The 22501-nt window shown below is 35.2% G+C and carries 22 protein-coding genes; 3 read left to right on the plus strand and 19 right to left on the minus strand.

Annotation, left to right across the window (positions count from 1 at the left end; genetic code table 11):
- Window positions 1-19 precede the first annotated feature (19 nt).
- Window positions 20-2371 (plus strand): hypothetical protein, encoded by a 2352-nt coding sequence (locus tag HMPREF3029_RS02670; RefSeq protein WP_070622667.1) that lies wholly within the window; start codon window positions 20-22, stop codon window positions 2369-2371.
- 68 nt (window positions 2372-2439) lie between these two features.
- Here the strand turns inward: HMPREF3029_RS02670 and HMPREF3029_RS02675 are convergent, their stop codons facing one another.
- Window positions 2440-3489 carry a nitric oxide synthase oxygenase gene (locus HMPREF3029_RS02675; protein WP_070622666.1) on the minus strand — a complete coding sequence of 350 codons (1050 nt, stop codon included), beginning with the start codon at window positions 3487-3489 and terminating at the stop codon, window positions 2440-2442.
- 119 nt (window positions 3490-3608) lie between these two features.
- On the opposite strand from HMPREF3029_RS02675, the gene HMPREF3029_RS02680 reads away from it, so the two are divergent.
- Complete coding sequence (locus HMPREF3029_RS02680; RefSeq protein WP_068130989.1) at window positions 3609-4181, plus strand: thymidine kinase; 573 nt, start codon at window positions 3609-3611, stop codon at window positions 4179-4181.
- Window positions 4182-4341: 160 nt separating this feature from the next.
- Here the strand turns inward: HMPREF3029_RS02680 and HMPREF3029_RS02685 are convergent, their stop codons facing one another.
- The 18 genes from HMPREF3029_RS02685 to HMPREF3029_RS02770 all read right to left on the minus strand — a co-directional run bounded on the left by HMPREF3029_RS02685 (window position 4342) and on the right by HMPREF3029_RS02770 (window position 21317).
- The gene (locus tag HMPREF3029_RS02685; protein WP_083302050.1) at window positions 4342-5634 is read right to left on the minus strand and encodes an MFS transporter; all 1293 of its coding nucleotides are present in this window, start codon (window positions 5632-5634) and stop codon (window positions 4342-4344) included.
- A 427-nt stretch (window positions 5635-6061) separates the two neighbouring features.
- The gene (locus HMPREF3029_RS09210) at window positions 6062-7276 is read right to left on the minus strand and encodes an NRAMP family divalent metal transporter (protein ID WP_070709583.1); all 1215 of its coding nucleotides are present in this window, start codon (window positions 7274-7276) and stop codon (window positions 6062-6064) included.
- 21 nt (window positions 7277-7297) lie between these two features.
- Window positions 7298-8056, minus strand: coding sequence for a LamB/YcsF family protein (locus HMPREF3029_RS09215; protein WP_068128996.1), 759 nt, complete (start codon window positions 8054-8056; stop codon window positions 7298-7300).
- 5 nt (window positions 8057-8061) lie between these two features.
- On the minus strand, window positions 8062-9414 hold the full coding sequence (locus HMPREF3029_RS02700) for an acetyl-CoA carboxylase biotin carboxylase subunit (protein ID WP_070457204.1): 1353 nt from the start codon (window positions 9412-9414) through the stop codon (window positions 8062-8064).
- 1 nt (window position 9415) lies between these two features.
- Complete coding sequence (locus HMPREF3029_RS02705) at window positions 9416-9859, minus strand: acetyl-CoA carboxylase biotin carboxyl carrier protein (RefSeq protein WP_070709585.1); 444 nt, start codon at window positions 9857-9859, stop codon at window positions 9416-9418.
- Complete coding sequence (locus HMPREF3029_RS02710) at window positions 9859-10851, minus strand: 5-oxoprolinase subunit C family protein (RefSeq protein WP_070709588.1); 993 nt, start codon at window positions 10849-10851, stop codon at window positions 9859-9861. Before HMPREF3029_RS02710 ends, HMPREF3029_RS02705 begins: the two co-directional genes overlap by 1 nt.
- Entirely contained in the window at window positions 10841-11569 is a 729-nt protein-coding gene (gene pxpB / locus HMPREF3029_RS02715) for a 5-oxoprolinase subunit PxpB (RefSeq protein ID WP_070709590.1), read from the minus strand. The genes HMPREF3029_RS02710 and pxpB overlap by 11 nt, the downstream gene beginning before the upstream one ends.
- Before the next feature lie 398 nt (window positions 11570-11967).
- Window positions 11968-13275, minus strand: coding sequence for an acetamidase/formamidase family protein (locus HMPREF3029_RS02720; RefSeq protein ID WP_070709592.1), 1308 nt, complete (start codon window positions 13273-13275; stop codon window positions 11968-11970).
- 86 nt (window positions 13276-13361) lie between these two features.
- On the minus strand, window positions 13362-14018 hold the full coding sequence (locus tag HMPREF3029_RS02725) for a GntR family transcriptional regulator (RefSeq protein ID WP_070709594.1): 657 nt from the start codon (window positions 14016-14018) through the stop codon (window positions 13362-13364).
- A gap of 27 nt (window positions 14019-14045) precedes the next feature.
- Window positions 14046-15545, minus strand: coding sequence for a tripartite tricarboxylate transporter permease (locus tag HMPREF3029_RS02730; protein WP_070709596.1), 1500 nt, complete (start codon window positions 15543-15545; stop codon window positions 14046-14048).
- Between the two features lie 15 nt (window positions 15546-15560).
- A complete protein-coding gene (locus HMPREF3029_RS02735) occupies window positions 15561-16028 on the minus strand; it encodes a tripartite tricarboxylate transporter TctB family protein (RefSeq protein WP_070709598.1) in 468 nt (155 codons plus the stop codon).
- Between the two features lie 17 nt (window positions 16029-16045).
- Window positions 16046-17020, minus strand: coding sequence for a tripartite tricarboxylate transporter substrate binding protein (locus HMPREF3029_RS02740; RefSeq protein ID WP_070709601.1), 975 nt, complete (start codon window positions 17018-17020; stop codon window positions 16046-16048).
- 11 nt (window positions 17021-17031) lie between these two features.
- Window positions 17032-18000, minus strand: coding sequence for an aminopeptidase (locus tag HMPREF3029_RS02745; RefSeq protein ID WP_070709602.1), 969 nt, complete (start codon window positions 17998-18000; stop codon window positions 17032-17034).
- 566 nt (window positions 18001-18566) lie between these two features.
- Entirely contained in the window at window positions 18567-18836 is a 270-nt protein-coding gene (locus HMPREF3029_RS02750; RefSeq protein WP_068129005.1) for a Txe/YoeB family addiction module toxin, read from the minus strand.
- Window positions 18829-19077: a type II toxin-antitoxin system Phd/YefM family antitoxin gene (locus HMPREF3029_RS02755; protein ID WP_040928909.1), complete on the minus strand. Its 249-nt coding sequence runs from the start codon at window positions 19075-19077 to the stop codon at window positions 18829-18831. The genes HMPREF3029_RS02750 and HMPREF3029_RS02755 overlap by 8 nt, the downstream gene beginning before the upstream one ends.
- Before the next feature lie 109 nt (window positions 19078-19186).
- Entirely contained in the window at window positions 19187-19951 is a 765-nt protein-coding gene (locus HMPREF3029_RS02760) for a M15 family metallopeptidase (protein WP_070457199.1), read from the minus strand.
- Window positions 19952-19984: 33 nt separating this feature from the next.
- Entirely contained in the window at window positions 19985-20740 is a 756-nt protein-coding gene (locus HMPREF3029_RS02765) for an SDR family NAD(P)-dependent oxidoreductase (RefSeq protein ID WP_070622663.1), read from the minus strand.
- Window positions 20741-20774: 34 nt separating this feature from the next.
- Window positions 20775-21317, minus strand: a complete 543-nt coding sequence (locus tag HMPREF3029_RS02770) for a cysteine hydrolase family protein (RefSeq protein WP_083302049.1) — start codon at window positions 21315-21317, stop codon at window positions 20775-20777.
- 121 nt (window positions 21318-21438) lie between these two features.
- Between HMPREF3029_RS02770 and HMPREF3029_RS02775 the strand changes: the two genes are divergently transcribed.
- Window positions 21439-22299: a polysaccharide deacetylase family protein gene (locus HMPREF3029_RS02775; protein WP_068129011.1), complete on the plus strand. Its 861-nt coding sequence runs from the start codon at window positions 21439-21441 to the stop codon at window positions 22297-22299.
- The last annotated feature ends 202 nt before the right edge of the window (window positions 22300-22501 follow it).

The following is a 22501-nucleotide window of genomic DNA, read 5'->3' on the forward strand; positions in this document are numbered from 1 at the left end:
AATGAAGGAGGGAGTTCTTGTGTCGATTTCATTATTTGTGTTATCCGTACATAACAAAAAGCTACTCAACGCAGTAAAACCACTCGTTAAAGATGAGTATAGATTGATCGACTTCGTATATAGTAACAAACGTGTGTTATCAAACTATAGCGAATTAGATATTCAAATCCGAAGAATTTGTAGCGTGTTATATGAAGAGAATGCCACGCTTTCTGTCGATGATTTAATGCACATCGATTTACTGAAAGGCTTCGGAATGACACCATCTGTCCATCGCTCATTAAAAAATGCTGGTTTTGAAACTATTCAGCAATTAAAACAGCTCTCTAAAGAACAATATGACTACCACTTAAAACGTGGTGCCGGGTCCATATATAAGAAAGCTCAAGCCGCTATAAAAGAATTTGAAAGCGTTTTTTCTGAAAAATATATTGATGTGATTTCATACGTATTACTCGTCGAACACGATATTGATCAGCCTATTGATGTCGCAAGATTAATTCAATCATCGAATAATTTTTATTCAAACGGTAAAGAAAAAGTATATGAAACTCTAGCAGCTTTAACAGATGACGAAATTATTGTAAAAGTTAAAGATAAATACTACGTCAAACGTTGGTCTCTAAAAGACGTTCTCGCATTTGATTTTCCAAATAAAGCCACGTATTTAATGCGCCTAGACGGTGTCAGTGTTCGTGAAATCGGTAAGAGTACTGGCGTGTCAAGAACGACTGTACTGACTTATGTTTCTCGTATCAATGCGAATTTTATTCCGCATTACTTAAAAGAGAATGATTATAGTAAATACATCACAAAGTACAATATGCCTCGTGATACGTTTCAGTATGTGTTTCAATTAGATGATGACGTAATATCGTACTTATATAATAAATTTGAAACTAATGATTTCTCAACTGACGTCGAAGCAATCGTTAAAGACCACATATTAACAAAAGAGGAATTGGATCGCCTTCTCTACTTTGAAAAGATGTTTATAAACAGTGAAGGTAACGTCGTGACACAATCGAGCACGAATCTCTTTGAAGATTTAGTATATCGATATAAAGACCAATCGTTTGCACTCGAATCATTTTACGAAATATATATGAACGAATTAACAACTAACCCTGTGCTAAATATTAAACCAACAGATATACGTCGGTTTGAATCGATTATCGACAACTCATATTCTGTCGTAAAGAGTATTAAACATCAGTTTAGATACTATGATACGAACATCACACAAGACACGTTTCAAATCATTAACGATATATTATCGACGTTAAAAGGGAGCTACGGATTACAATTCGTATACGAAAATCATAAAAAAACGCTGTCGAAGATTGGTCTTATAAATGGATATGAACTCGGTAGTCTTATGAATAAAGTCGGTCTATCAAAATTTAACGACGTCATTTCCATCATTAGAATTAGTACGATTCAAGTCGGGTGCAGCCACCAAAATTTTATAGAAGATAAAGTATGTCAGTTCACCGGTAGATCGTTAAATGAACTCCTCGATCATTTACAAAATGACTACGGGTTACACAGAGATACGATGTTTACGTATATTTCTAATCAACACGTCGACTATATATTTGACGGAATCATTCGTTGCCATAATACGATTCCTAAATGTGAGTCGTTTTATAAAGAAGCGAAAAAACGTCTCACTGAACCGATTTATTTAGTCTCTGACGTCATGGCTGATTTATCTGAAATTGCAAATAAAGAACTCATTCCGAGTAAGCAATTATTCCATAATCTTGGCTATACGACAAAAGGTAGCGCCATTATTTACAAAGACACGTTTAACAATGCACATGAAGCAATTAAAGCGTGGATTATCTCTAAAGAAGTATTTGAAACTGATACGCGTGAAATTTTTAAAGCACAACAATGGTACTCTGAGACATACAAACTCGAAAGAGATTTAATTATCTTTAGACTTAGCCCAAATGAACTCATCCACTATACTTACTTAATAAATCTTGGAATTTCCAAACCGATGGTGGATAGTTTCATCTATGAAGTGAAACAATTTACGAAGAAACATAAATACTTTACACTACCCTTCTTAAAAAAACATGGATTTAAACACGAGTTGTTCGATTACTTAAATGATTATACGTTAGAGAGAATTTTAGCAACGAGACAAAACATATACCCTCAAAGCTTCAGTTCACCAATCATTTACACTAACGATCTTAACGTTCAGTCAAAAAGTGACGTGTTAAAAGATATCTATACAAAGAATCCAATGTCATTAAATAAAATGGTTAAATACTTAGAGAAAACATATAGCTTAACTATCTCAAAAGTCGAATTAAAATATAGACTCTCCTCAACAGGAGCGTTAGTAAATAAATAAAGATAACAAAAAAGACTGTAGACCTCTTAAGAGTTATCTACAGTCTCATTATTTCCTAAGAAATATTTTTAATGCATGGGGCATTTGTTTTCTCGATATAAGAAATTTGGTGACCTCATTGTGTTATCAAATCCGTAATGATAGTTATGAGTCAGAGACGGTGATAACGGGGGTGCGAGCCAGCTCCACTTTCCTGTTACTGTACGTCTCGCTTCTTGTTCTAATCGTTCAAATGTTTTAAATTGTTTAGATGCTGTAATATGATCGACCATCGTTACTTTACTATCTCTAAACGAGTGATAAACTGCGTAGCTAATTTCTACGAGCGCTCGGTCTCTCCAATATGTCGTCGTCTTCGACATGTCTAATTCTAGTGCTTTAGCGATACTTTCTAATTTGTTATATCGATAATCATCGGTAAAATTTCTAACCGCGATTTCTGTTTCCATATACCAGCCATTAAACGGTGTTGTATGGTAATAAATTCCACCTATTTCTAAATCCATACAACTAATAATCGGTACCGCGTACCATTTAAGACCTAAATCTTTTAACTTTGGATAATGATGATGTTCGATGTCTACTTCTTTAATAAGGCCTTCACGGTATTCATGATAATGAATCTCTCCATCACCTACTCTATATAAAAGAGGCAACACATTAAAGTCACCTGGTTCACTCTTCCAACCGACCTTTTCTGCTTGTTTAGTCGCTGCTCTCGACCTCGGATCTCCGACATTATCATATCCTGCGTAACGTATAAGTTGTTCGTTATATAGCTTAATATCATTACTATACACTGAAATCATCGGCACAATTTTACCACCATTTGTCGCATCATTAATATGCGTTTCAATCGATTCAACAAAATCCGCTTCATTATCGATATGTCTCTCGTCTCTAACGACGAGACTTTCCCAGTATAATCTACCAATACAACGGTTCGAATTACGCCAAGCAACACGTGCTCCGTATTCTAACTCTTTAGACGTATGTGTGTAATGGTTCGTCTCATCAATCTCTTTTTTAATCTCGCTTAACCTATTCGCTGGATCACCTAATTTTAACTCGTCGTACATCATTTCAATAAACTCTGTTGCTTGTTTAAATAGCCCCATACAATCGTCCCTAACATTATCTATTCTATTATTATGTTACACGAGAATAGACTTTTATAATACATAAAACTGAAATTCATGATAAAATTGTTGCTGATTATATAAAGGTTGGGATTATTATGGCGAAACTTTATTTTCGTTACGGGACAATGCAAAGTAACAAAAGTAATCAAATTATCACGACGCATCATCAATATACGACTCAAGGTAAGAGATGCTTGGCGTATACAACACCGATTGATTCAAGAAGTGGGTATAAAAAAATAAAATCTAGAGTCGGCTTAGAACTCGAAGCAGAGTATATAACGGATGATATCTTTGAAAAAGTTAAAAAAGAGAATGAGAAAGAAAAAGTATTTGCAGTTTTAATCGATGAAGCTCAATTTTTATCGAAAAAAGACATTCATAATTTAAGCGATATTCCAGACTTACTCGATATTCCTGTCATTGCTTTCGGTTTAAAAACAGATTTTAGAAATGAATTGTTTGAAGGCAGTCGTACACTACTGGAACTCGCTGATGCTATTGACGAATTAAAAACGGTTTGTCAGTTCTGCAATAAAAAAGCGACATTAAACATGAGATTACATAATAATATTCCGACAAATGTCGGTGAATCGATTCAAATCGGTGACGAAGAATACGTCCCTGTATGTCGTAAGTGCTATAAAGAGCGATTGGATTTAGTATAGAAACGGTAAAAGAGAGATTTTGAACTAAACACCTAAAGTTGAATACTAGAATCCAACTTTAGGTGTGTTTCGGCATTCAGTAAAAATCTATAATAGATTGGTATTAAGGATGAAAATGGATTTAACTCTTGTAATTTTAGTACCATTTTCATCCCTCCTTCTATAGTTGAATTTTGTTATTATATATTGTTTTGCTCTTCCTAATCACACTATTATTTAATAATAAGGAAGCAACAATAATAACTATGATTGAAGAAAATAAGTTAGCTGAAAAATATATTTTCATTTCATAAAGAGCTCCAAATATTAAAGTTCCAATAGGCAACAAAACATTTCCTAAAGTATTTAACAGAGAAAAAACTCTTCCTTTGAATTGGTTATCGATACTCTTTTGCATATAACTCATCATTGGTATTGATACAAATTGAAATGTAAAAGCCATAGTCAATCCTATCAGCGATAGATATACCAAGCTATAAATATTGTTCATATTAACGTATACAGGTAATGTAAAGGTAGTCATTACTATAGCTAGTACTAAAAATGCCATTTTCATTGCTTTTAAGGGATTGTTTAGTTTCAACCTCGAAAGAACTAATGTAGCTAATAAGGATCCTAAGCCCATTATGGAACTAGCTATTCCGACATAATATGGATCGAATGATAATTCTTTAATCATTATTGTATCTGGTAAAACACTGAAACTTGCTGCACCAACACTATTAATAATCATTGCTAAAAGAATAATCCGCCATAAGACATCATTTTTTTCAATATATTTAAAGGCTTCTTTATTCTTTCTCACCACATATTTTATAATGTTTTCTTTGTCTTCATGTTCTTTTATCGGATTAGTCTCATATTCATCAAACACTAAAAAGAAATTTAAAAGTAAAGAAATAAATTGTAAAATTAAAAATATTAATATCATAGTTTCTAAGGTAACAAAGCCATAGATAACTCCTGCTATTAATGGTCCTAATAAAAACACTGTTGTTCTTATCGTTCCAACCTGCCCTAAAATATTTTGAATTTTATCTTCGTTAAATAATTGAGTGAGTGAAGCATCAAAAGCATTAGAAACAACCGGCACGATGAACGATCTAATCGCTGTAATAAAAAATAGAAAATAAATATTAAAACCATAAATATAAATATATGTTAGAAGCAAAATAAGACTTAAACAAGAAAGCCCTTCCAAAAATATTATTATAGATTTCCTGTTATACTTATCTATAAAAGTACCCATTATCGGGAGTGAGATGATTGTTCCAACACTCATTATTACAGTATTAATTGAAAATAATAAGGGAGACTTTGTAACGTCTAATATATAATAACTTATCGCAAAATTATATATGAGACCACCTGTCGTTAGAACTAAGACACTTGCAAAATAAATGAATATATTTCTCATAATATAGCACCTCTTACAAATACTAGCTGGTTCCATTACTTATTAATATAAGTTTATGTATGTATAGTAATACTCTTGTTTATATTTCACCTATGATTGGATCTATACCTCATTCATATATGCGTATTAACTTAATCATACAACAATTTGACAAAATTTTATATATGCAAATTTGCATAAAAGAAGTGGAGATATTGTTAAATGAATTTATAAAAAAAACGACGTACAGAACTTGGCATATCGAGGAAAAATCTCCTAATCAAGTATTGGAAGAAATAAAAAAATTACCTGATTCTTCCTTATTCCTTTAACTTATTATAGAAGATCATCTCATAATAATAAATAACCCTGAAGTTAGGCTTTGATCCAACTTCAGGGTGCTTTTTATATAAAATTTAAATCCATACTATAATCATAAATTTGTTTTGTCATATAGTTCGATTATACGCGAACTTCTATTACTTTATCCATTCCAAAGTTGTGCAAGTCCCTCTAACGATAGTATCCCTGCTACTGCAGTAACGATAACTGCTATTACTCCAAATATTAACCATGCTGTTGGATGGCGGTAATCTCCAACGATACTTTTCTTTCTCGATGCGAGTAGGATCGCAGCGAGTGTGACTGGTAGAATGAGTCCGTTGAATGCACCTGCAAGTATGAGTAGTGTTACAGGTCTACCGATGAATACGAAAACAATCGTCGATGCTAAAATGAAAGCTATGATGATGAGGTTGTTGTGCTTATCAAACACTTTTCCAAATCCGCGTAAGAAACTCGCACTCGTATATGCCGCACCGATGACTGAAGATAGTGCTGCAGCGAGTAATACGACACCGAATACTTTTACTCCGATGTCTCCAAGCGCAAATTGGAATACTGACGCTGGTGGGTTATCTGGATCTAGCACTGCACCTTGAGCAAGTACACCAAGTACTGCTAAGAATAGTAACGTACGCATGACACCTGTTGTAATAATCCCATAGTTTGCTGCTTTAGATACGAAATGTAAATTCTCTTTACCTGTCACACCCGCTTCAATTAAACGGTGTGCTCCGGCAAACGTGATATATCCTCCAACTGTCCCACCTACAATAGTAACAATTGGAAGTAACATTGATAGTGGATCTTCAGGCACAATCGTTCTAAATGCTGCTTCACCGATATCTGGTTTTGATTCAATCGCAACGTATAACACGATTAAAATCATTAGTATACCGAGCCCTTGCGTGACGATGTCCATTACGGCTCTTCCATTTTTAATGAGGAAAATGATAATCGCAAATATTCCTGTAATTGCTGCACCAATTCGCACATCCCAACCAAATATCGCATTGAAACCGATCCCTGCGCCTGCAACGTTACCGATGTTAAACGCAAATCCTCCGATCACGATTAAAATTGCGATAAATGATCCTAAACCAGGAAATACCTCATTCGCAACATCTTGTCCACGTTTCCCGCTAACTGATAACACACGCCATACATTTGATTGTGCGCCGATATCAATGATAATTGATATTAAAATCGCAAATCCAAAACTCGCTAAAAACTGTTCAGTAAATACTGTCGTCTGTGTTAAAAATGCTGGACCAATTGATGACGTAGCCATCAAGAATACTGCGCCAAATAGTAGCCTACGTTGTGACGCTGTTAATTTTTGTTTTTCACCTTGCATAAGTTCACTCCTTCATCTTGATTACATCGTTTGTATTTCAATTCCTTTTGCTTCAAGTGCAGATTTAATTTCTCTTACAAATTGTAGTGCTTTTTCACCATCACCGTGTACACAAATACTATCTGCTTTAATGTCTATGTCTGTGCCGTCTATTGCTTCTACTTTACCTTCAATAAGCATTCTAATCCCGCGTTCAACTGCTAGTTTACTATCTGTAATCATCGCACCCTCTTTACGTCTAGAGACAAGTGTACCGTCGTTTTCATACGCACGATCTAAAAACACTTCATGTACCACTTGTAAACCTATTTCTTCTCCAGCTTTTACGAGGTTGTTTTCCGATAGCCCCATTAACTTTAAATTTGGATTAAAGTCTTTGACGGCTTGTGCGATTACGCGGGCGAGGTTTTTATCTGTAAACGTTGCGTTATATAATGCACCGTGTGGTTTGACGTGATTCATTTCAACTCCGACTGTTCTCGCAATACCGTCTAGCGCAGAAAGTTGATACAATACCATACTATAAATTTCTTCATCTGTACAGTCCATATACCTACGTCCGAATCCTTCTTTGTCTGGGAATCCTGGATGAGCTCCGAGCCCCGCGCCTGATTCTTTAATGAGTTTAACTGTTTCTAACATTACTTTAGGGTCGCTCGCGTGAAAACCACATGCGACGTTTGCTGACGAAATAAGCGGAATAATTTTGTCATCATTTCCGATTGTATAGTTCCCGAAACTTTCGCCTAAGTCTGCATTTAAATCAATTGTTAGTGTCATCGTTATCACTCCGTATCGATAATATTTTCTTCGTAAATAAATTTGATATCATAATCATTCGCAATTACTTTGTGATGTGACAGTAAGAAAAATTGAAAGTCTAAGTTCGTTTTAATCGGCTCAATGACTGTTTCTCCGATGACAAGTTTGAGTTTTGTAAGTGCAGAGTCACGGTCATCATCTTTTACGATGAGTTTTGCGACCATCGAGTCGTAATACGGAGGTATCGTATACCCCGTGTATAAATGTGAGTCAATTCGCACATTACGCCCAAGCCCGAAGTGCAGCTCTTCGATTTTACCAGGAGACGGTCTAAATTGGTGCATCGGATCTTCAGCGTTAATACGTGCTTCAATTGCGTGACCATTTAAACTCACGTCGTCTTGAGTAAAACCTATTTCACCGTCATAAGCGACCATGATTTGTGCTTTAATAATGTCTTTACCTGTCACTTCTTCTGTAATTGTATGTTCGACTTGCACACGTGTATTCATTTCAATAAAGTAAAATTTCTTTTCTTCTTCAACATATAAGTACTCGACCGTTCCAGCACCGCGATATTTTAACTGTTTCATCGCGTCACGTGTCGTTTCTGTAATGTATTTACGTTCTTCGTCAGATAAAATAGCAGCGGGTGCTTCTTCTAACAGCTTTTGGTTGTTACGCTGAATTGAACAGTCCCTCTCATATAAGTGAACCGCATCACCTTTACCATCACCAATGACTTGAACTTCGATATGTCGTGCTTTCTCGATAAACTTTTCTACGTATAGTCTGTCATCATTAAACGCATTTTTCGCTTCGTTTTTAGCGTCATAATATAGTTTGTCTACGTCTTTGTCACTATACGCAAAACGCATCCCTTTACCGCCGCCACCTGACACAGCTTTTATGACGAGTGGGTAGTTATGGACTTTCGCAATCTCTTTTACGTCGTCAGCAGAGTCGATGATCCCGTCACTTCCTGGGATTACAGGTACTCCAACACTCGCCATCGTTTCACGCGCCATCGATTTGTTACCCATTTTTTCCATCATATCTGCAGTTGGTCCAATAAAAATCAGTCCCGCTTCTTCGACGCGTCTCGCAAACTCCGCTGATTCTGATAAAAATCCATAACCTGGATGTATCGCGTCGGCTCCAGATAATTCAGCTGCAGTTAAAATCGCATCGATGTTTAAATAACTATCGATACTTTTTGGTCCACCAATTGCATATGCTTCGTTCGCAATCGCCACGTGGAGCGAGTTTTTGTCAGCTGTAGAATATACCGCAACACTCGTCATGTTCATTTCTTTTAACGTACGAATGATACGTACCGCAATCTCTCCGCGGTTTGCAATTAATACTTTTCTCATACTAATTACCCTCCGGTTCTACTCGGACGAGTACATCCCCGTATTCTACATCTTCTCCATTGTGTACGACGATTTCTCTAACAATTCCAGAGACGTCTGATTTTAAATCGTTAAACATTTTCATCGCTTCAATGTAACCAATTTGGTCACCCACTTCAATTCGGTCGCCAACCTCTATGAAGTTTTCACTGCTGTGCTCATCTTTCTTTGTATAGAATGTACCGATCTGAGGTGCAGTAATTTCTATATATTTAGAAGGATCTGCTGGTGTTATTGTTTCTTTACTCTCAATAGGCGCATTCGTTACAACTTTCTGACTACCTCCTTTTGAAACATTCGTATCACGTTCAAGGTGTACTTTAATATCATCACTTTCTATTTTTAAAACCGATAAATTCTCATCGTTCAATAGTTTAATCAGTTCTTTTACTGTATTGATATCCATTACGCTTTACCTCCAATTAATGTATGAATACGCTGTGAAACTGGGCGTCTTACGTTATTAAACTCTTTTGTCGTTCCGATAAACTCTTTATTATGAATCGCGCGTAACTGTTCTTTATACAGCTCAGTCGCTTCTTCTATCGTGATGAGTTTAAATTGTATTTTATCTCCAGGTTTCTTTTGTGCGATTTTTTGAATGTCGACTTTCGCAACGGTCGCAATTTTTGTATAACCGCCCGCTGTTTGTCGGTCTGAAAGCAATATAATTGGCTTTCCGTTTTTAGGCACCTGAATACTCCCGAACAGTATCGTTTCGCTAATAATATCGTGACTCGTCGCTTCAACAGATTCACCATCTAAACGATATCCCATTCGGTCACTTTCTTTTGATACTGTATATTCGCTATGGAAAAAGTGATCTAAGTTTTCCTCATCGAAGCGGTCATATTGTTGTCCCTTAACTACTCTAATTACGTTTGACGTGTCGAGCTCTTTCGTTACAACTTTATAACCATGTCGCGCGAGCCCACCGTTTATATATAAGACGTCAAACGGTTGAAGCACTCTACCTTGGAACCCACCAATTTTACTTCTCGAATGAGTAGAATAACTCCCAAGTTCTTCATCGATATCAAATCCACCTAAAAATGCGACATATGTACGCACACCGTGACGCGCGTATCCAAATTCAACGATATCGCCTTTTACTAAATCAATCGCTGCTCCGACTCTATATTCTTCATCGTTTATGAGTAGCGGCATATCTGCTCCAGCCGTTCCAATTGTCACGTTGCTCGTCACTTGAAACTTCGCGCCTTTTAATGTCATCTCTAAGACAGGCGTGTTTAAGTCGTTACCGATCAACTGGTTTGCTAAATAATAACTCTCATAATCCATCGCCCCAGCTGGTGAAAAACCGAGTGACTCATATCCATAACGCCCTCTATCTTGTATTGTCGTATACATTCCAGGATGAATAATTTTAATTGTCATTATTACTACCTCGCTTCGTCACTTTTGCTTTATAAACACCGTTATTATATGCCTCGACAATCGTGTCATATTCTTCTTCAGAAATTGAACGGAACACAATACGGTCTCCTGCTTCATACAGTATCGGTTCACTTCGATTATTATCGTATAACGGGACTGGCGTACGACCGATAATATTCCAACCACCTGGACTATCAAACGGATACACACCCGTTTGCTCTCCCCCAATTCCTACAGATCCTCCAGGGATTTTTGTGCGTGGGTTGTCTAAACGTTCTTTATATAGTTTTTCATCTAACCCACCGAGAAACGGAAATCCTGGCATAAATCCGAGCATAAAAATATGATACTCTCTACCTGCATGAAGATGTATTAAATCGTCTTCTGTAAACTCATCCGTTACAAAACGTTCGACGTCTGGCCCATAGTCTCCGCCGTAACATACCGGAATTTCGACAACTTTATAAGACAACTCAGAAATGTCGAGTAGAGCCGTATCCACTTCACCTAGTTTCTCTTTTAACTTTGTCACATCAGTTTCTAATAAGTCATAATGAATCGTAAGCGACGTATAAGACGGTACAATTTCATAAATGCCATGAAAATTCCATGACTCAATTATCGATTTTAAAATCATCAACTTTTGATTCGTCTCAACATCCACTGTGTCACCGAGGTAAATCGTTAAAGAATCCTCGGAAAACTGCTTAATATCCATCCGACACACTCCTCACAAAAAGCGTTCTCTTTTCTAAAATGTAACGAAAATAGATAAATAATTCAACTTTATGTATGAATAATACAATTTCAATATAAAAATTGACTAGAATAGGTTGACTTATTCATAGATAAGATAAAAAAAGCTGCATCCTCTTAAATTTAGAAGGATGCAGCTTTCATAGTCCAACTTAAATTTGTACTTTTAGTCGAAAACAAAAAGCAACTTTATTCCTGAGTACTAAAAAATAAAACAGCTCTTTTATTTCTAATATATTTCAAAGATATATTTAACCTAAACCCCTGAATAACAAAAGAGTTATTATTAATTTGAACAAACGACTTACTGCTTAGTACAAACGCCTATTATTAAATTAAAATCGCTATATGTTTAACATTTTATTTTTTGTAAAATCTAGATACAATATGTCCCATGTCCAACTTATCAAGTAATTTTTTCGGAACAAGAAAAGTTATTGTAACAACACCTGGATGGCGCCCAATGTCAATTGAACCTGTTATTGTAGCACGATTTTTAACTTCTTCAATAGGTATTCCTAATAATTCAGATGCCCGTTGTATCCCATTATCTGTTGCATCATTTAAGTTTGCCCCAGTTCCAATAAAACTTAGTGGATAACTTTCTTCGATTTTACTATGCATACCCCATTCTTCTGACAACGCACGAGCTTCTTCCAGTTCTTTAGATGTGAAAGGTTTTGCTACTAACGGTAGATCATCCTCAAGAGGTAATAATATAGGACCTTTTAATTTTAGGTTTTTTATTACAGACACTTCGAGTTGAACAATTCCTGAAACATCCGTAGTATGTCCAGCAATTTCTCCATTACCTTGCATTGCGTGCATATCTCCCATATATACACCGCCACCCTTAACTTTAACAGGGGCTAAAAGAATCGCACCTTGCCTGACTCTATTAATATCCATATGTCCATCTGTACGATGGGATAAATCTGATTCACTCATACCATATTGATGAGGTGCATTAATTAAAAATTGACCAAAATCACCAGCATTATGAGAGTCAGGGAAAGCCTTAGATGGCATTGTTCCTAGTTGTCCTAAAAATGGAATCACTCGTGCGGTTACATTAGGAATTTCATGCTTAGCAAATGAGACGATAGGGTTTTGAATTGAATAATCTGGAGTATGCATATACTTTTTCGGACTTTCTGTAATTTTTTGCACGGCTTGCTCATCAACAGTAATTCCAATAGTCTTGTCCTCGTTAAATACCATTGTATAACCGTGTGTCAGGTCGAAAGGAGTAACAGTGCTACCACATGTAGCACATTTAATAGAATCCTCTCCTACTCCTTGCACTACAGTCTTAGGATTCTCTTTATCGCACATCTCGCAATAACCCGCAACAAAAGGGTCACCATTGAACCTGCCCTCTATAGGGGCATCTGTTCCAGAACTAGTGGCTACAGACGTCACTTCTATCGCCTTTATTTTTATAGCTACCGCGTCACCAATTTCAGCTCCTTCAACAAACACTGGTTGAGTTACCTCGTGCCCTCCTTTGAGTTCAGGAGTTATCATCGGGCCCCAACATCCAGGTGCAGTATTAGCAATAATCGTTCCTCCGTCCTTCAAGTGGAACTTCATAGGTTGATTGGGATCCAACACACCATTCGTTAGTTCATTAACAAAAACAACCTCTTTAAAATAATTATTATTCACAATAACAACCTCCTTGAATTACTATTAAATAAGTCCGAACATACTAAAGCCTAATCAATAAATAAAATCTGTTAATATAGTTTTTATTATTCCATCTTCAGGGAGTTCACCATATAATTAAAGCCATTTTTAATATGTTGTTCAATACAATACTTTGCTCGTTTAATATCAGCTTTCTCGATACAATCAACTATTTCTTCGTGCTCTAGATTTATTTCTTTAATTCTTTCTTCGCTATACGATGAATATACTCGGTTATGGATTATAACTTCTTCAATTTGACTAAAAAAATTACTGAGTCTAACATTATTGGCTTGTTTAAATATTCTATTATGAAACTCTGTATTAAGCTCTACATAGCTCTTCGAATTTGCAGCCTTCTTCGAATTTTCTATAATTCTTTTTAATACACTAACAAATTCCTTATCACTATTTATGATTGCCAATTCAATTGCCTGCTTTTCAAGCATTGATCGACAAATATAAATTTCTTCAAGGTCATTAACTTCAATTTCACGGACCCTAACACCTTTATATGGAATGACCTCGACTAATCCATCTTTTGAAAGTTGTTGGAATGCCTCTCTAAGCGGAGTAGCACTCACCTTTAATTCTTGGCACATTTCTTTTTCTTTTAAACGAGTTCCTGGAGAAAAGATACCATTAATAATAGATTCTCTAATGTTCTCATACACTTGTTGACTTAAGGGCTTAGCAGAAATATTGGAATCATTAATTTTCATCTTTCGTAAACCTCATTTTAATCTAATTCATTTTTTACGAGTTAACTTCAAAACTAGCGGTGCTATTACTACTAAACCAATAATAATAAATAATACCAATGAAATTGGTCTAGAAAAGAATATTTCAAAACCATAATTCGACATAATTAATGATTGTCTCAAATTATTCTCAGCCAAAGGACCTAAAACTAGAGCTAGTACAAATGCCGCTGGAGAAAATCCATAGAGCTTCATAAAAAACCCAATAATACCGAACACCAATAAAAAATAGACTTCTATTATACTATTATTTAAACTATAAGTTCCGACAAGACACAGCGTAACAATAATAGGCATAATAATTCTATAGTCCACCTTTACAACTGCAAGGAATATTGGAATTGCTACGATATTAATCAATAGTAAAATAGCATTTCCTAAATACATGCTCGATACCACGCCCCATGTCAATTCTGGGTTATTTATCATAAGTAAAGGTCCTGGTTGTAAACCATATAAGATGAGCGCACCTAAAAGAATAGCTGTAGATGCGGAGCCTGGAATGCCTAGTGAAAGTAAGGGAATCATAGCACCCGAGACCGCGGCATTATTACTTGCCTCAGGTGCTACTAATCCAGGAATGTGTCCTTTTCCAAATTTCTCTGGCATTTTTGACAATTTCTTTTCGATAGTATATGTTAAAAAAGATGCAATGGTAGCTCCGGCCCCAGGCAAAACACCAACAAAGAAACCAATAATTGAACCACGACCAAATGCGAACTTTGAATCTCCTATTTCTTTTTTTGTTGGCCATGCGTTCTTATTCTTAAGAGAAACATTTAAATTTTTATTATTAAAATTTTTATGTTCCCCTTTATACAATCTATATAAAATCTCACCTATACCAAAAAGCCCTATTGTGACTGGTATAAAGCTAATGCCGTGTAATAATTCAGGAGAATCAAATGTATATCTAGGGCTTCCCGTAATAACATCAAGACCGATTGTACCTACAAGTAGACCTAATAATCCTGAAATGAGACTTTTTAGTATACTACCTTCAGACATCCAAACTAATGTTAGTAAACCCAATAACATTAGCATAAAGTACTCAGGTGGCCCAAACTTTAAAGCAAAATTCGCTAAACTAGGTGCCATTAAAAATATTAAAAACACTCCGATAGTACCACCAATAAACGATGCCATAGCTTGTAAAATTAGTGCTTTTGAAGCTAAACCTTTCTTTGTCATCGGGTAACCTTCAAATGCAGTTACAACTGCCGCGGAGTCTCCAGGTGTATTGATAAGAATTGACGTAGTAGATCCTCCATACATTGAACCATAATATATTCCTGCTAGCATAATAATTGCGGTTGTAGGATCTAAACCTAAAGTTAATGGCAGTAATATTGCAAGGGTAGCTGATGCACCGAAACCTGGTATAATCCCGATAATCATACCTATCGATGCCCCAATCACCAAGGCTATAATATTTTCTGGAGTAATGGCGATTTCAAATCCTGTTATCATGTTTGAAATAAAATCCATTTAATCACCCTTTTATTAAAGTGTTCCTTTCGGTAGGCCTGTATTGAGTGTATAATCAAAAACCGTATAAATAACTACAACTAAAAGAATCGAGATTAATATGTTTTTAACCGCTGATCCTGGTTTCAAATAGAAGAGAATTGCAATCATAAACACTAAAGTTGAGATTATATAACCTAGAATATTGAAGAGAATCATGTAAAACGCGATAAGAATAAGAACGATTACCAAATCTTTTAACTCAAAATAAATATCCGACTTACTCTTTTTCTCGGTATCTTGTAGATATAGAGATTCTTTATTTCTTTCTTTTCTAATATCTAAAATAATATTAATACTCGATAGAAGTATTAATGTTCCGCTTATGAGCAAAGGGAAGAAGCCTTCTCCTGGCCTTCCCTCAATCCAAATCTGATAACTTAAAGCAATTAAAAATGCGCATGTAGCTGTTATAGTAATAGCTAAGTTGAATATTACTCTCATAAAAAGTCCTCTCCTAACTACTCTTGGATATTCTTAACAGCTTTTTTGTATGTTTCGTTCGTCTCTTTCAACATTTGTTCAAAGTCTTCACCAAATAAAAATTCATCGGTCATACCATTTTTCTTAACAAAGTTTTTCCAACGCTCTGTCTCGGATACTTGTTTCATTGCATCTATCCACCATTGTTTTTGTTCTTCAGAAATATTCCCAGGCATCACAATTCCCCGGGGTTGTGATAGATTAACGTTATAACCCTCTTCTATAAAGGTAGGTACTTCTTTTAAACTATGGAATCTTTCCTTACCAGAAAATGCCAGAGGTTTAAACATCCCACTTTCTATTTGTCCCATAGATCTGGTTGGATTCCCGACAATAGCATCTAGACTATCGGATGTCAGTGCGCTTATTAATTCCCCTGCCCCTTGGAAAGGAACATACTCAATTTTTATGTCGGCTTCTTTTGCAAACTGTTCAGGTATCATTCTCTCATCACTAATCTGTCCAACTCCACCTACTCTGAGAAGCCTTTTATTTGATTCCTCAATAAAGTCATCTAGAGAATTAATTGAAGAATCTCCATTAACCATAAGGAATAGGTCTTCAGTTCCCATCAAAGCTATAGGGGTAAAATCTTCAACTTCATACCCAGCATTGGATACAATTGGTGTAGAAAAGAAGCTGGCAGCAGTAGGGGAAACAAAGTAAGCGTTACCATTTTGTTTTTTGAGATAAGAATATCCTTTTGCACCACTTCCTCCTTCTTTATTTTCAATTTTTATGTTTTTCAGATAAATATTTTCCTTGATCATTATATCCATTATTTCCCTAATATATAAGTCTGTTCCACCACCGGCTCCAAATGGTACAATAACGGTTAAATTTTCATCAGGGAACTCTGAAGATTTTTTCGAATTTTCGGTTTCACCGCTACATGCAACAAGAATTATTAATGAAATACTAGCTAATAAAATCCATATTTTATTCTTAATCATAGATTTTCCTCCTATACTAAAACCTCACCATTCTTAATTACGGTTTTGCCGTCAATCACTAGAGTTACACCTGTCATGATTAAATCGTAATGACAATTCGCTTTTACATTTCCACCCAATGTAATACTGGAACCAATTCCAATATGAACAGAGCCGTATACACCTTCATCCTCTAGCATTAGACCATTAAATTTACATCTCGGATTAAGTCCGACACCAATCTCTGCTATATTATAAACAAATTTATCATTTTTATTTTTTAAATCCTCAGATAAAATTTCGGCTTCTTTTCCTCCTGAGATGCTTGTGATAAAACCATCTTTGACTTCACAAATGACATTTTCATTTAATATACCTATACCAATATAAGGTATACTTGAATTAACAACTATAACACCTTCAGCACTCCCTTCATTAGGTGAAACATTTGCTTCAATTGTAGGTACTGGAGCAAATTGACCAGCTTTAACCATACCCGTCATCGAATTGCTTTTTCTACCTTTTGCTGTCATTTTAAGATCTGTACCATAGATTGTTGTCAAGTGGATTTCATTTGCATTTTCTAATAGAGCTCCAACTTTTTCACATGTAGGTGCTGCAGCTGGGAAGTCAGCTAACACACCACTATCTATTAACATATTTTCATCAAACTGAGTTAGCATTATCCCACGTGAACCGCTTTCAATTGCATTTTTAACAGCATGTGTATGCGTTATAGAAGTATACACAGCACTAATAAACACATCACTCTTTCGCATGGTCTCCGCTACAGCTTCAGGCGGTTCTGTACTATCTGCAATTCTTGGTTTAATGATTGTAATGATCGGTTCAGCACCTACGTTGCTTACTGCTATTGATATAGCCTCGGCTATAGACAATGTTTTTGGCTCAGTTACAATACACACCGTTTCATCTTTTTTTACATTTGCACAAATTTCTACTACCTGCTTTGCTCCTACACTCATTAACATCTGTTTCAATGTAAGCCCTCCCAATAATAGTTTATACCTAAATTCTATATAATATATATTCTAAGTAAAGAACTTTTTTTATGTAAAATTCATAAAAATAGTATTATTCTTTTTCTAGTTTTTAGAAAATCTGATAGTACCAATGTTTTTGAGGCCTAATTATTTTTTATTATGAGATTATTTTTTATACATAAACCTCTTTTTTTATACTGAATATCGTTATTGAAATGTGTTTTTAATATATAATAATTATTTTACAATCAAAAATATTAGTGTAATTATCTTTCATTTATCGTATTAAATTTTGAACGCTTAGATTTGATATGTTTCTATTTTTATTAAAGTTTTAGATAAATAATTCAACTTTATGTATGAATAATACTATCTCAATATAAAAACCGACCTGTATCAGTTGACTTAATCACTGTTAAGAAATAAAAAAGCAAGATTCTGTTTAAACAACACGAATCTTGCTTTATATCTCTTTTCCGTTAATTATATTGTTCATTATATTTCCACTTTTCTAGCTCATATTTTTCATTTTATCACCGATGTGAACATAGTATACACTGCATTTATTTATAATGATATTTACATGAAGCAATCATAATTGATCCTTTATCAATCTTATATACAAGTCTATGTTCCTGTGTAATTCTCCTACTATACCAGCCACTTAGATTTCCTTTTAATTTTTCTGGTTTACCGATACCTTCAAGTACTCCATCTCTTTCAATACTTTTGATGAGCTGGTTAATTTTTTTCAAAGTTTTTCTATCTTGTATTTGCCACTCTTTATAGTCTTCAAAAGCATCAGTTGAAAATGTAATGAGTAGTTTAGTCATCAATATTAACCTTAACTATTTCATCATTTTCTAATTGTGAAATTGAACGTTTTAAGTGCTCGTTATTGTATGGATTTTTTTGTAAATAAAAAGTTTCCATAATAGAATTATAATCATCTTCAGACATCAAAACAGCATTATGTTCATTTGTTGTGATTGTTATCACTTCGCTATTTTCATTTACCTGATTAATTAGTTGTCTGAAATTTTTTCTTGCATTTGAATATGTTTCTACACTCATTACTATCATCCCCTAATCGAATTGTACAATATATTGTACAACTATAAAAGAGATATATCTTTTTCAGAAGAGATGTTGATTGGTCAAAAGGCGTTAGTATTATTGAAATTTATTTTACTTCACTTACTGGTGTTAATGATATATTGTTATTTTCTAGATATTCTTCGTATGTTAACCCGCTATCGTATAATTCTTGTGCGAGTTCTTTACCAAAGTAACGTATATGCCACGGTTCATACATATACCCCGTAATATCTTCTTTACCTTTTAAATAACGAACGACAAATCCATATTTATGTGCGTTGTTTTTTACAAACTCACCTTCTGGTGTTGCTTCAAAGCTTTCTGATAAACCAAACCACGCACTTTCACTACTGACGTCCATCACAAGTCCTGTTTGGTGTTCACTTGTCCCTGGCTTTGCACTAAATCGATCGGCTTCTTCTTGTCCATGTTGATATACATAGTTATTGTAAAGCGTTTCTTGCATTGCATATGATCGATATCCAGACACTGCATAAAGTTGTAGACCTTCTTCATTTGCAGCTTCAAATAGTTCTTTTAGTGCCTCATATGCTTCACTTCTTAAATATGTCTCTTGCGTGCTCAGTAAGTCAACGAGTACTAAGTCAGACGGTTCATATGTTTCAGATAATGCATACGCTGGGTTTACGAGTTGTTCGATCGTACCTTCTGTAAACACATTTTCTTCCGTTACAAGTGGTGTCTCTTCGACAACTTCTTCTTCTACCTGCTCATTTGTTTCAGCAGGCGTTGAAGTTACTTTGTGATCGTCTTTATTAATAATGCCGTTGTTTCCAGTACATCCGACTAAAAATATCGTAAGCACTGAAAGTCCAATCATTTTTTTCATAAAAATACGCTCCATTTAAACTTTCAAATCGTTCTATAAAATACCGTCTGGTTCTTCTGGTAAAATCTGTCCACCATCGACGACGATACTTTGTCCTGTAATATAACCCGCTTCGTCAGATGCAAAGAATGCAACTGCTGCACCAATATCCTCGGGCTTTCCTAATTCATGCATCGGAATGATAGATTTTGTACCTTCTAAATATTCCTCACCTTGGGCTTTTAACCCTTCTGTTAATACGTTACCTGGTTGCACACTGTTTACTGTTACACCGTACTTTGCATACTCTAACGCTGCACTTCTCATAAATCCAAGTTGTGCTGCTTTTGACGCACCGTAATGTGCCCACCCTGGATATCCAGTGATTGGTCCTGTTACTGAAGATGTAAAGATAACACGGCCGTAATTCGCCTTTTTCATATGCTTTAACACAGCTTTACTTACAAAGACAGATGATTTTAAGTTAACGTCAAGTACTTTGTCGTAATCTGCTTCAGACATGTCTTCAATGAATTTTTGAGGGAATATCCCTGTATTTGAAGCGAGGATATCGATTTTTCCGTGAGATTCAACGATGCTGTCGACCGTTTTTTCGATACCATCAAGATTTGTCACATCTAGCTCGTAAAATTCTCCGTTTAATTCTTTTGCGACTTTTTCACCGTTTTCTTTGTCTAAATCTGCAATAATAACGAATGCTCCAGCTTTTTGAAGCATCGTCGAAATCCCTTTACCAATTCCGTTCGCGCCACCTGTAACAAGTGCAACTTTTTTCTTTAAATCAAACATATTACTCCTCCTATTCAATATTATGTATGTAATTTTATTCTACAATTTCTGAATGGAAGCAACGCGCCATATGTTCTAGACTCGACTCTTGTTGATCTGTAAACGTCGCGACTCCACGTTTGTGGATGACTGTTTTAAAACCATTCGCATCTGCACCTGACGCTGTTAAAAACACACAAATATCCGTTGCGACTCCACAAATGTGTACCGTATCAACGTCACGCTCACGTAACACTTCATCTAAACCAGTGTTAAAAAATGCATTATAGTTTTCTTTCATTGAATAAATAATGTGATCATTATCTTTGTTTTCATCGTACCATTCTTTAAGTGGTCCATATAACTCTTGTCCTTTTGTCCCTGTTACGTTATGCACTGGCCAAGAATCAAAGTGCGCATCATCCGGCGCATGGTCATCCATAGAAATCACCACATACTTACCATCTTGTAAAAATTCGTCCGCTAAATCTCGTATATAAGGCGTAATGGCAGGTCCAGCTTCTCCAACGTTTAATGGCCCGTCTAAATCTACAAAGTCGTTACTCATATCAACAATCAATAAAGCTTCTTTACTCACTTATACCACCTCAATAAACATGTTTAACATTATTATACTAATCTTTCATAGAAATTCCTTTAAGTTTATTAAACTTCTTAAAATTTCATATATAATATGAAGTAAGAGGTGTTTAATTGTTATGAAGAAAATTCTTTATATGTTACTACTATCTTTCCTTATTTTATCTGCATGTACATCAAAAGAAGACACTCAAGAACATACAGAAAAAGTACCCGAACAAACTGATGACAACACTGAAACAATTGTTGAAGAGGAAACTGAACCTGAAGAAGACGAAAATGATCATGATGAGAGTGAAGAAGACACTGAAACTGAAATTGTAGAAGAAGATGAAGAAATAGCGAGAGAGTATTATATAGATCACGAAACGTATAGAGTCCTTCCAATCGAAGAAGGTACTAACACACAAGTTGCGTTACTCACGTTTGATGATGCACCCGCAGATTATGCGCTAGACATCGCATATATATTAAAAGAGTACGACGCACCTGCAATCTTTTTTGTAAACGGAATGTTTTTAAACTCGGAGCGCGGTAAAAATGTGTTAAAAGAAATTTATAATTTAGGTTTTGAAATTGGAAACCACACACAAAATCACCCAGACTTATCAAAGTTATCTTATGAAGCAGTAAACGAAGAAATTATATCAACAAATAATCTCATCGAAGAAATTACCGGAGAAAAACCCAGATTCTTCCGCGCTCCTTTTGGTATTAATACAGAAGCTTCTGAACAAATTTTAAAAAATAAAGGTATGCAGTCCATGAACTGGACGTATGGATACGATGCAACTCCTGGATACCTCGACAAAGACATTCTCGAATATAAGATGGTACATTCAGAATACCTCGATCACGGAGCAAACTTACTTATGCACGACCGTCAATGGACGAGAGACGCACTCCCAAAAATACTTGAAGGCCTGAGATATAAAGGCTATGAGTTTGTAAATCCAAAAAAATTAGAAGTTAGACCATAAAAGTGATAAAAAATCGTATGCGAACGGAGAGAGTCGCATACGATTTTTTGTTTTACTGGGGCTAATTACTGGATGACTGGATTGGAATTTTGCTGCGAAAACGATTCATGTGGGAATTACCTTCACATGAATCGATCGATTTTTTTATCTTTTATAAATATAAATGAGACTTAAATTTCAAGTTTAAGTTAGCCACTTGAAA

It is taken from the genome of Nosocomiicoccus sp. HMSC059G07 (genome assembly GCF_001815515.1).
GTDB lineage: Bacteria > Bacillota > Bacilli > Staphylococcales > Salinicoccaceae > Nosocomiicoccus > Nosocomiicoccus ampullae_A.

What these genes read in the sequence shown, in the direction of transcription:
- HMPREF3029_RS02775 (WP_068129011.1), top strand. Translation starts at nt 21,439, where the DNA reads ATGAAGAAAATTCTTTATATGTTACTACTATCTTTCCTTATTTTATCT.
- HMPREF3029_RS02740 (WP_070709601.1), bottom strand. Translation starts at nt 17,020, where the DNA reads ATGATTAAGAATAAAATATGGATTTTATTAGCTAGTATTTCATTAATA.
- HMPREF3029_RS02730 (WP_070709596.1), bottom strand. Translation starts at nt 15,545, where the DNA reads ATGGATTTTATTTCAAACATGATAACAGGATTTGAAATCGCCATTACT.
- HMPREF3029_RS02750 (WP_068129005.1), bottom strand. Translation starts at nt 18,836, where the DNA reads ATGACTAAACTACTCATTACATTTTCAACTGATGCTTTTGAAGACTAT.
- HMPREF3029_RS02765 (WP_070622663.1), bottom strand. Translation starts at nt 20,740, where the DNA reads ATGTTTGATTTAAAGAAAAAAGTTGCACTTGTTACAGGTGGCGCGAAC.
- HMPREF3029_RS02725 (WP_070709594.1), bottom strand. Translation starts at nt 14,018, where the DNA reads ATGAAAATTAATGATTCCAATATTTCTGCTAAGCCCTTAAGTCAACAA.
- HMPREF3029_RS02675 (WP_070622666.1), bottom strand. Translation starts at nt 3,489, where the DNA reads ATGGGGCTATTTAAACAAGCAACAGAGTTTATTGAAATGATGTACGAC.
- HMPREF3029_RS02680 (WP_068130989.1), top strand. Translation starts at nt 3,609, where the DNA reads ATGGCGAAACTTTATTTTCGTTACGGGACAATGCAAAGTAACAAAAGT.
- HMPREF3029_RS09210 (WP_070709583.1), bottom strand. Translation starts at nt 7,276, where the DNA reads ATGCAAGGTGAAAAACAAAAATTAACAGCGTCACAACGTAGGCTACTA.
- HMPREF3029_RS02705 (WP_070709585.1), bottom strand. Translation starts at nt 9,859, where the DNA reads ATGGATATCAATACAGTAAAAGAACTGATTAAACTATTGAACGATGAG.
- HMPREF3029_RS02735 (WP_070709598.1), bottom strand. Translation starts at nt 16,028, where the DNA reads ATGAGAGTAATATTCAACTTAGCTATTACTATAACAGCTACATGCGCA.
- HMPREF3029_RS09215 (WP_068128996.1), bottom strand. Translation starts at nt 8,056, where the DNA reads ATGACACTAACAATTGATTTAAATGCAGACTTAGGCGAAAGTTTCGGG.
- HMPREF3029_RS02760 (WP_070457199.1), bottom strand. Translation starts at nt 19,951, where the DNA reads ATGAAAAAAATGATTGGACTTTCAGTGCTTACGATATTTTTAGTCGGA.
- HMPREF3029_RS02710 (WP_070709588.1), bottom strand. Translation starts at nt 10,851, where the DNA reads ATGACAATTAAAATTATTCATCCTGGAATGTATACGACAATACAAGAT.
- pxpB (WP_070709590.1), bottom strand. Translation starts at nt 11,569, where the DNA reads ATGGATATTAAGCAGTTTTCCGAGGATTCTTTAACGATTTACCTCGGT.
- HMPREF3029_RS02685 (WP_083302050.1), bottom strand. Translation starts at nt 5,634, where the DNA reads ATGGAACCAGCTAGTATTTGTAAGAGGTGCTATATTATGAGAAATATA.
- HMPREF3029_RS02755 (WP_040928909.1), bottom strand. Translation starts at nt 19,077, where the DNA reads ATGAGTGTAGAAACATATTCAAATGCAAGAAAAAATTTCAGACAACTA.
- HMPREF3029_RS02700 (WP_070457204.1), bottom strand. Translation starts at nt 9,414, where the DNA reads ATGAGAAAAGTATTAATTGCAAACCGCGGAGAGATTGCGGTACGTATC.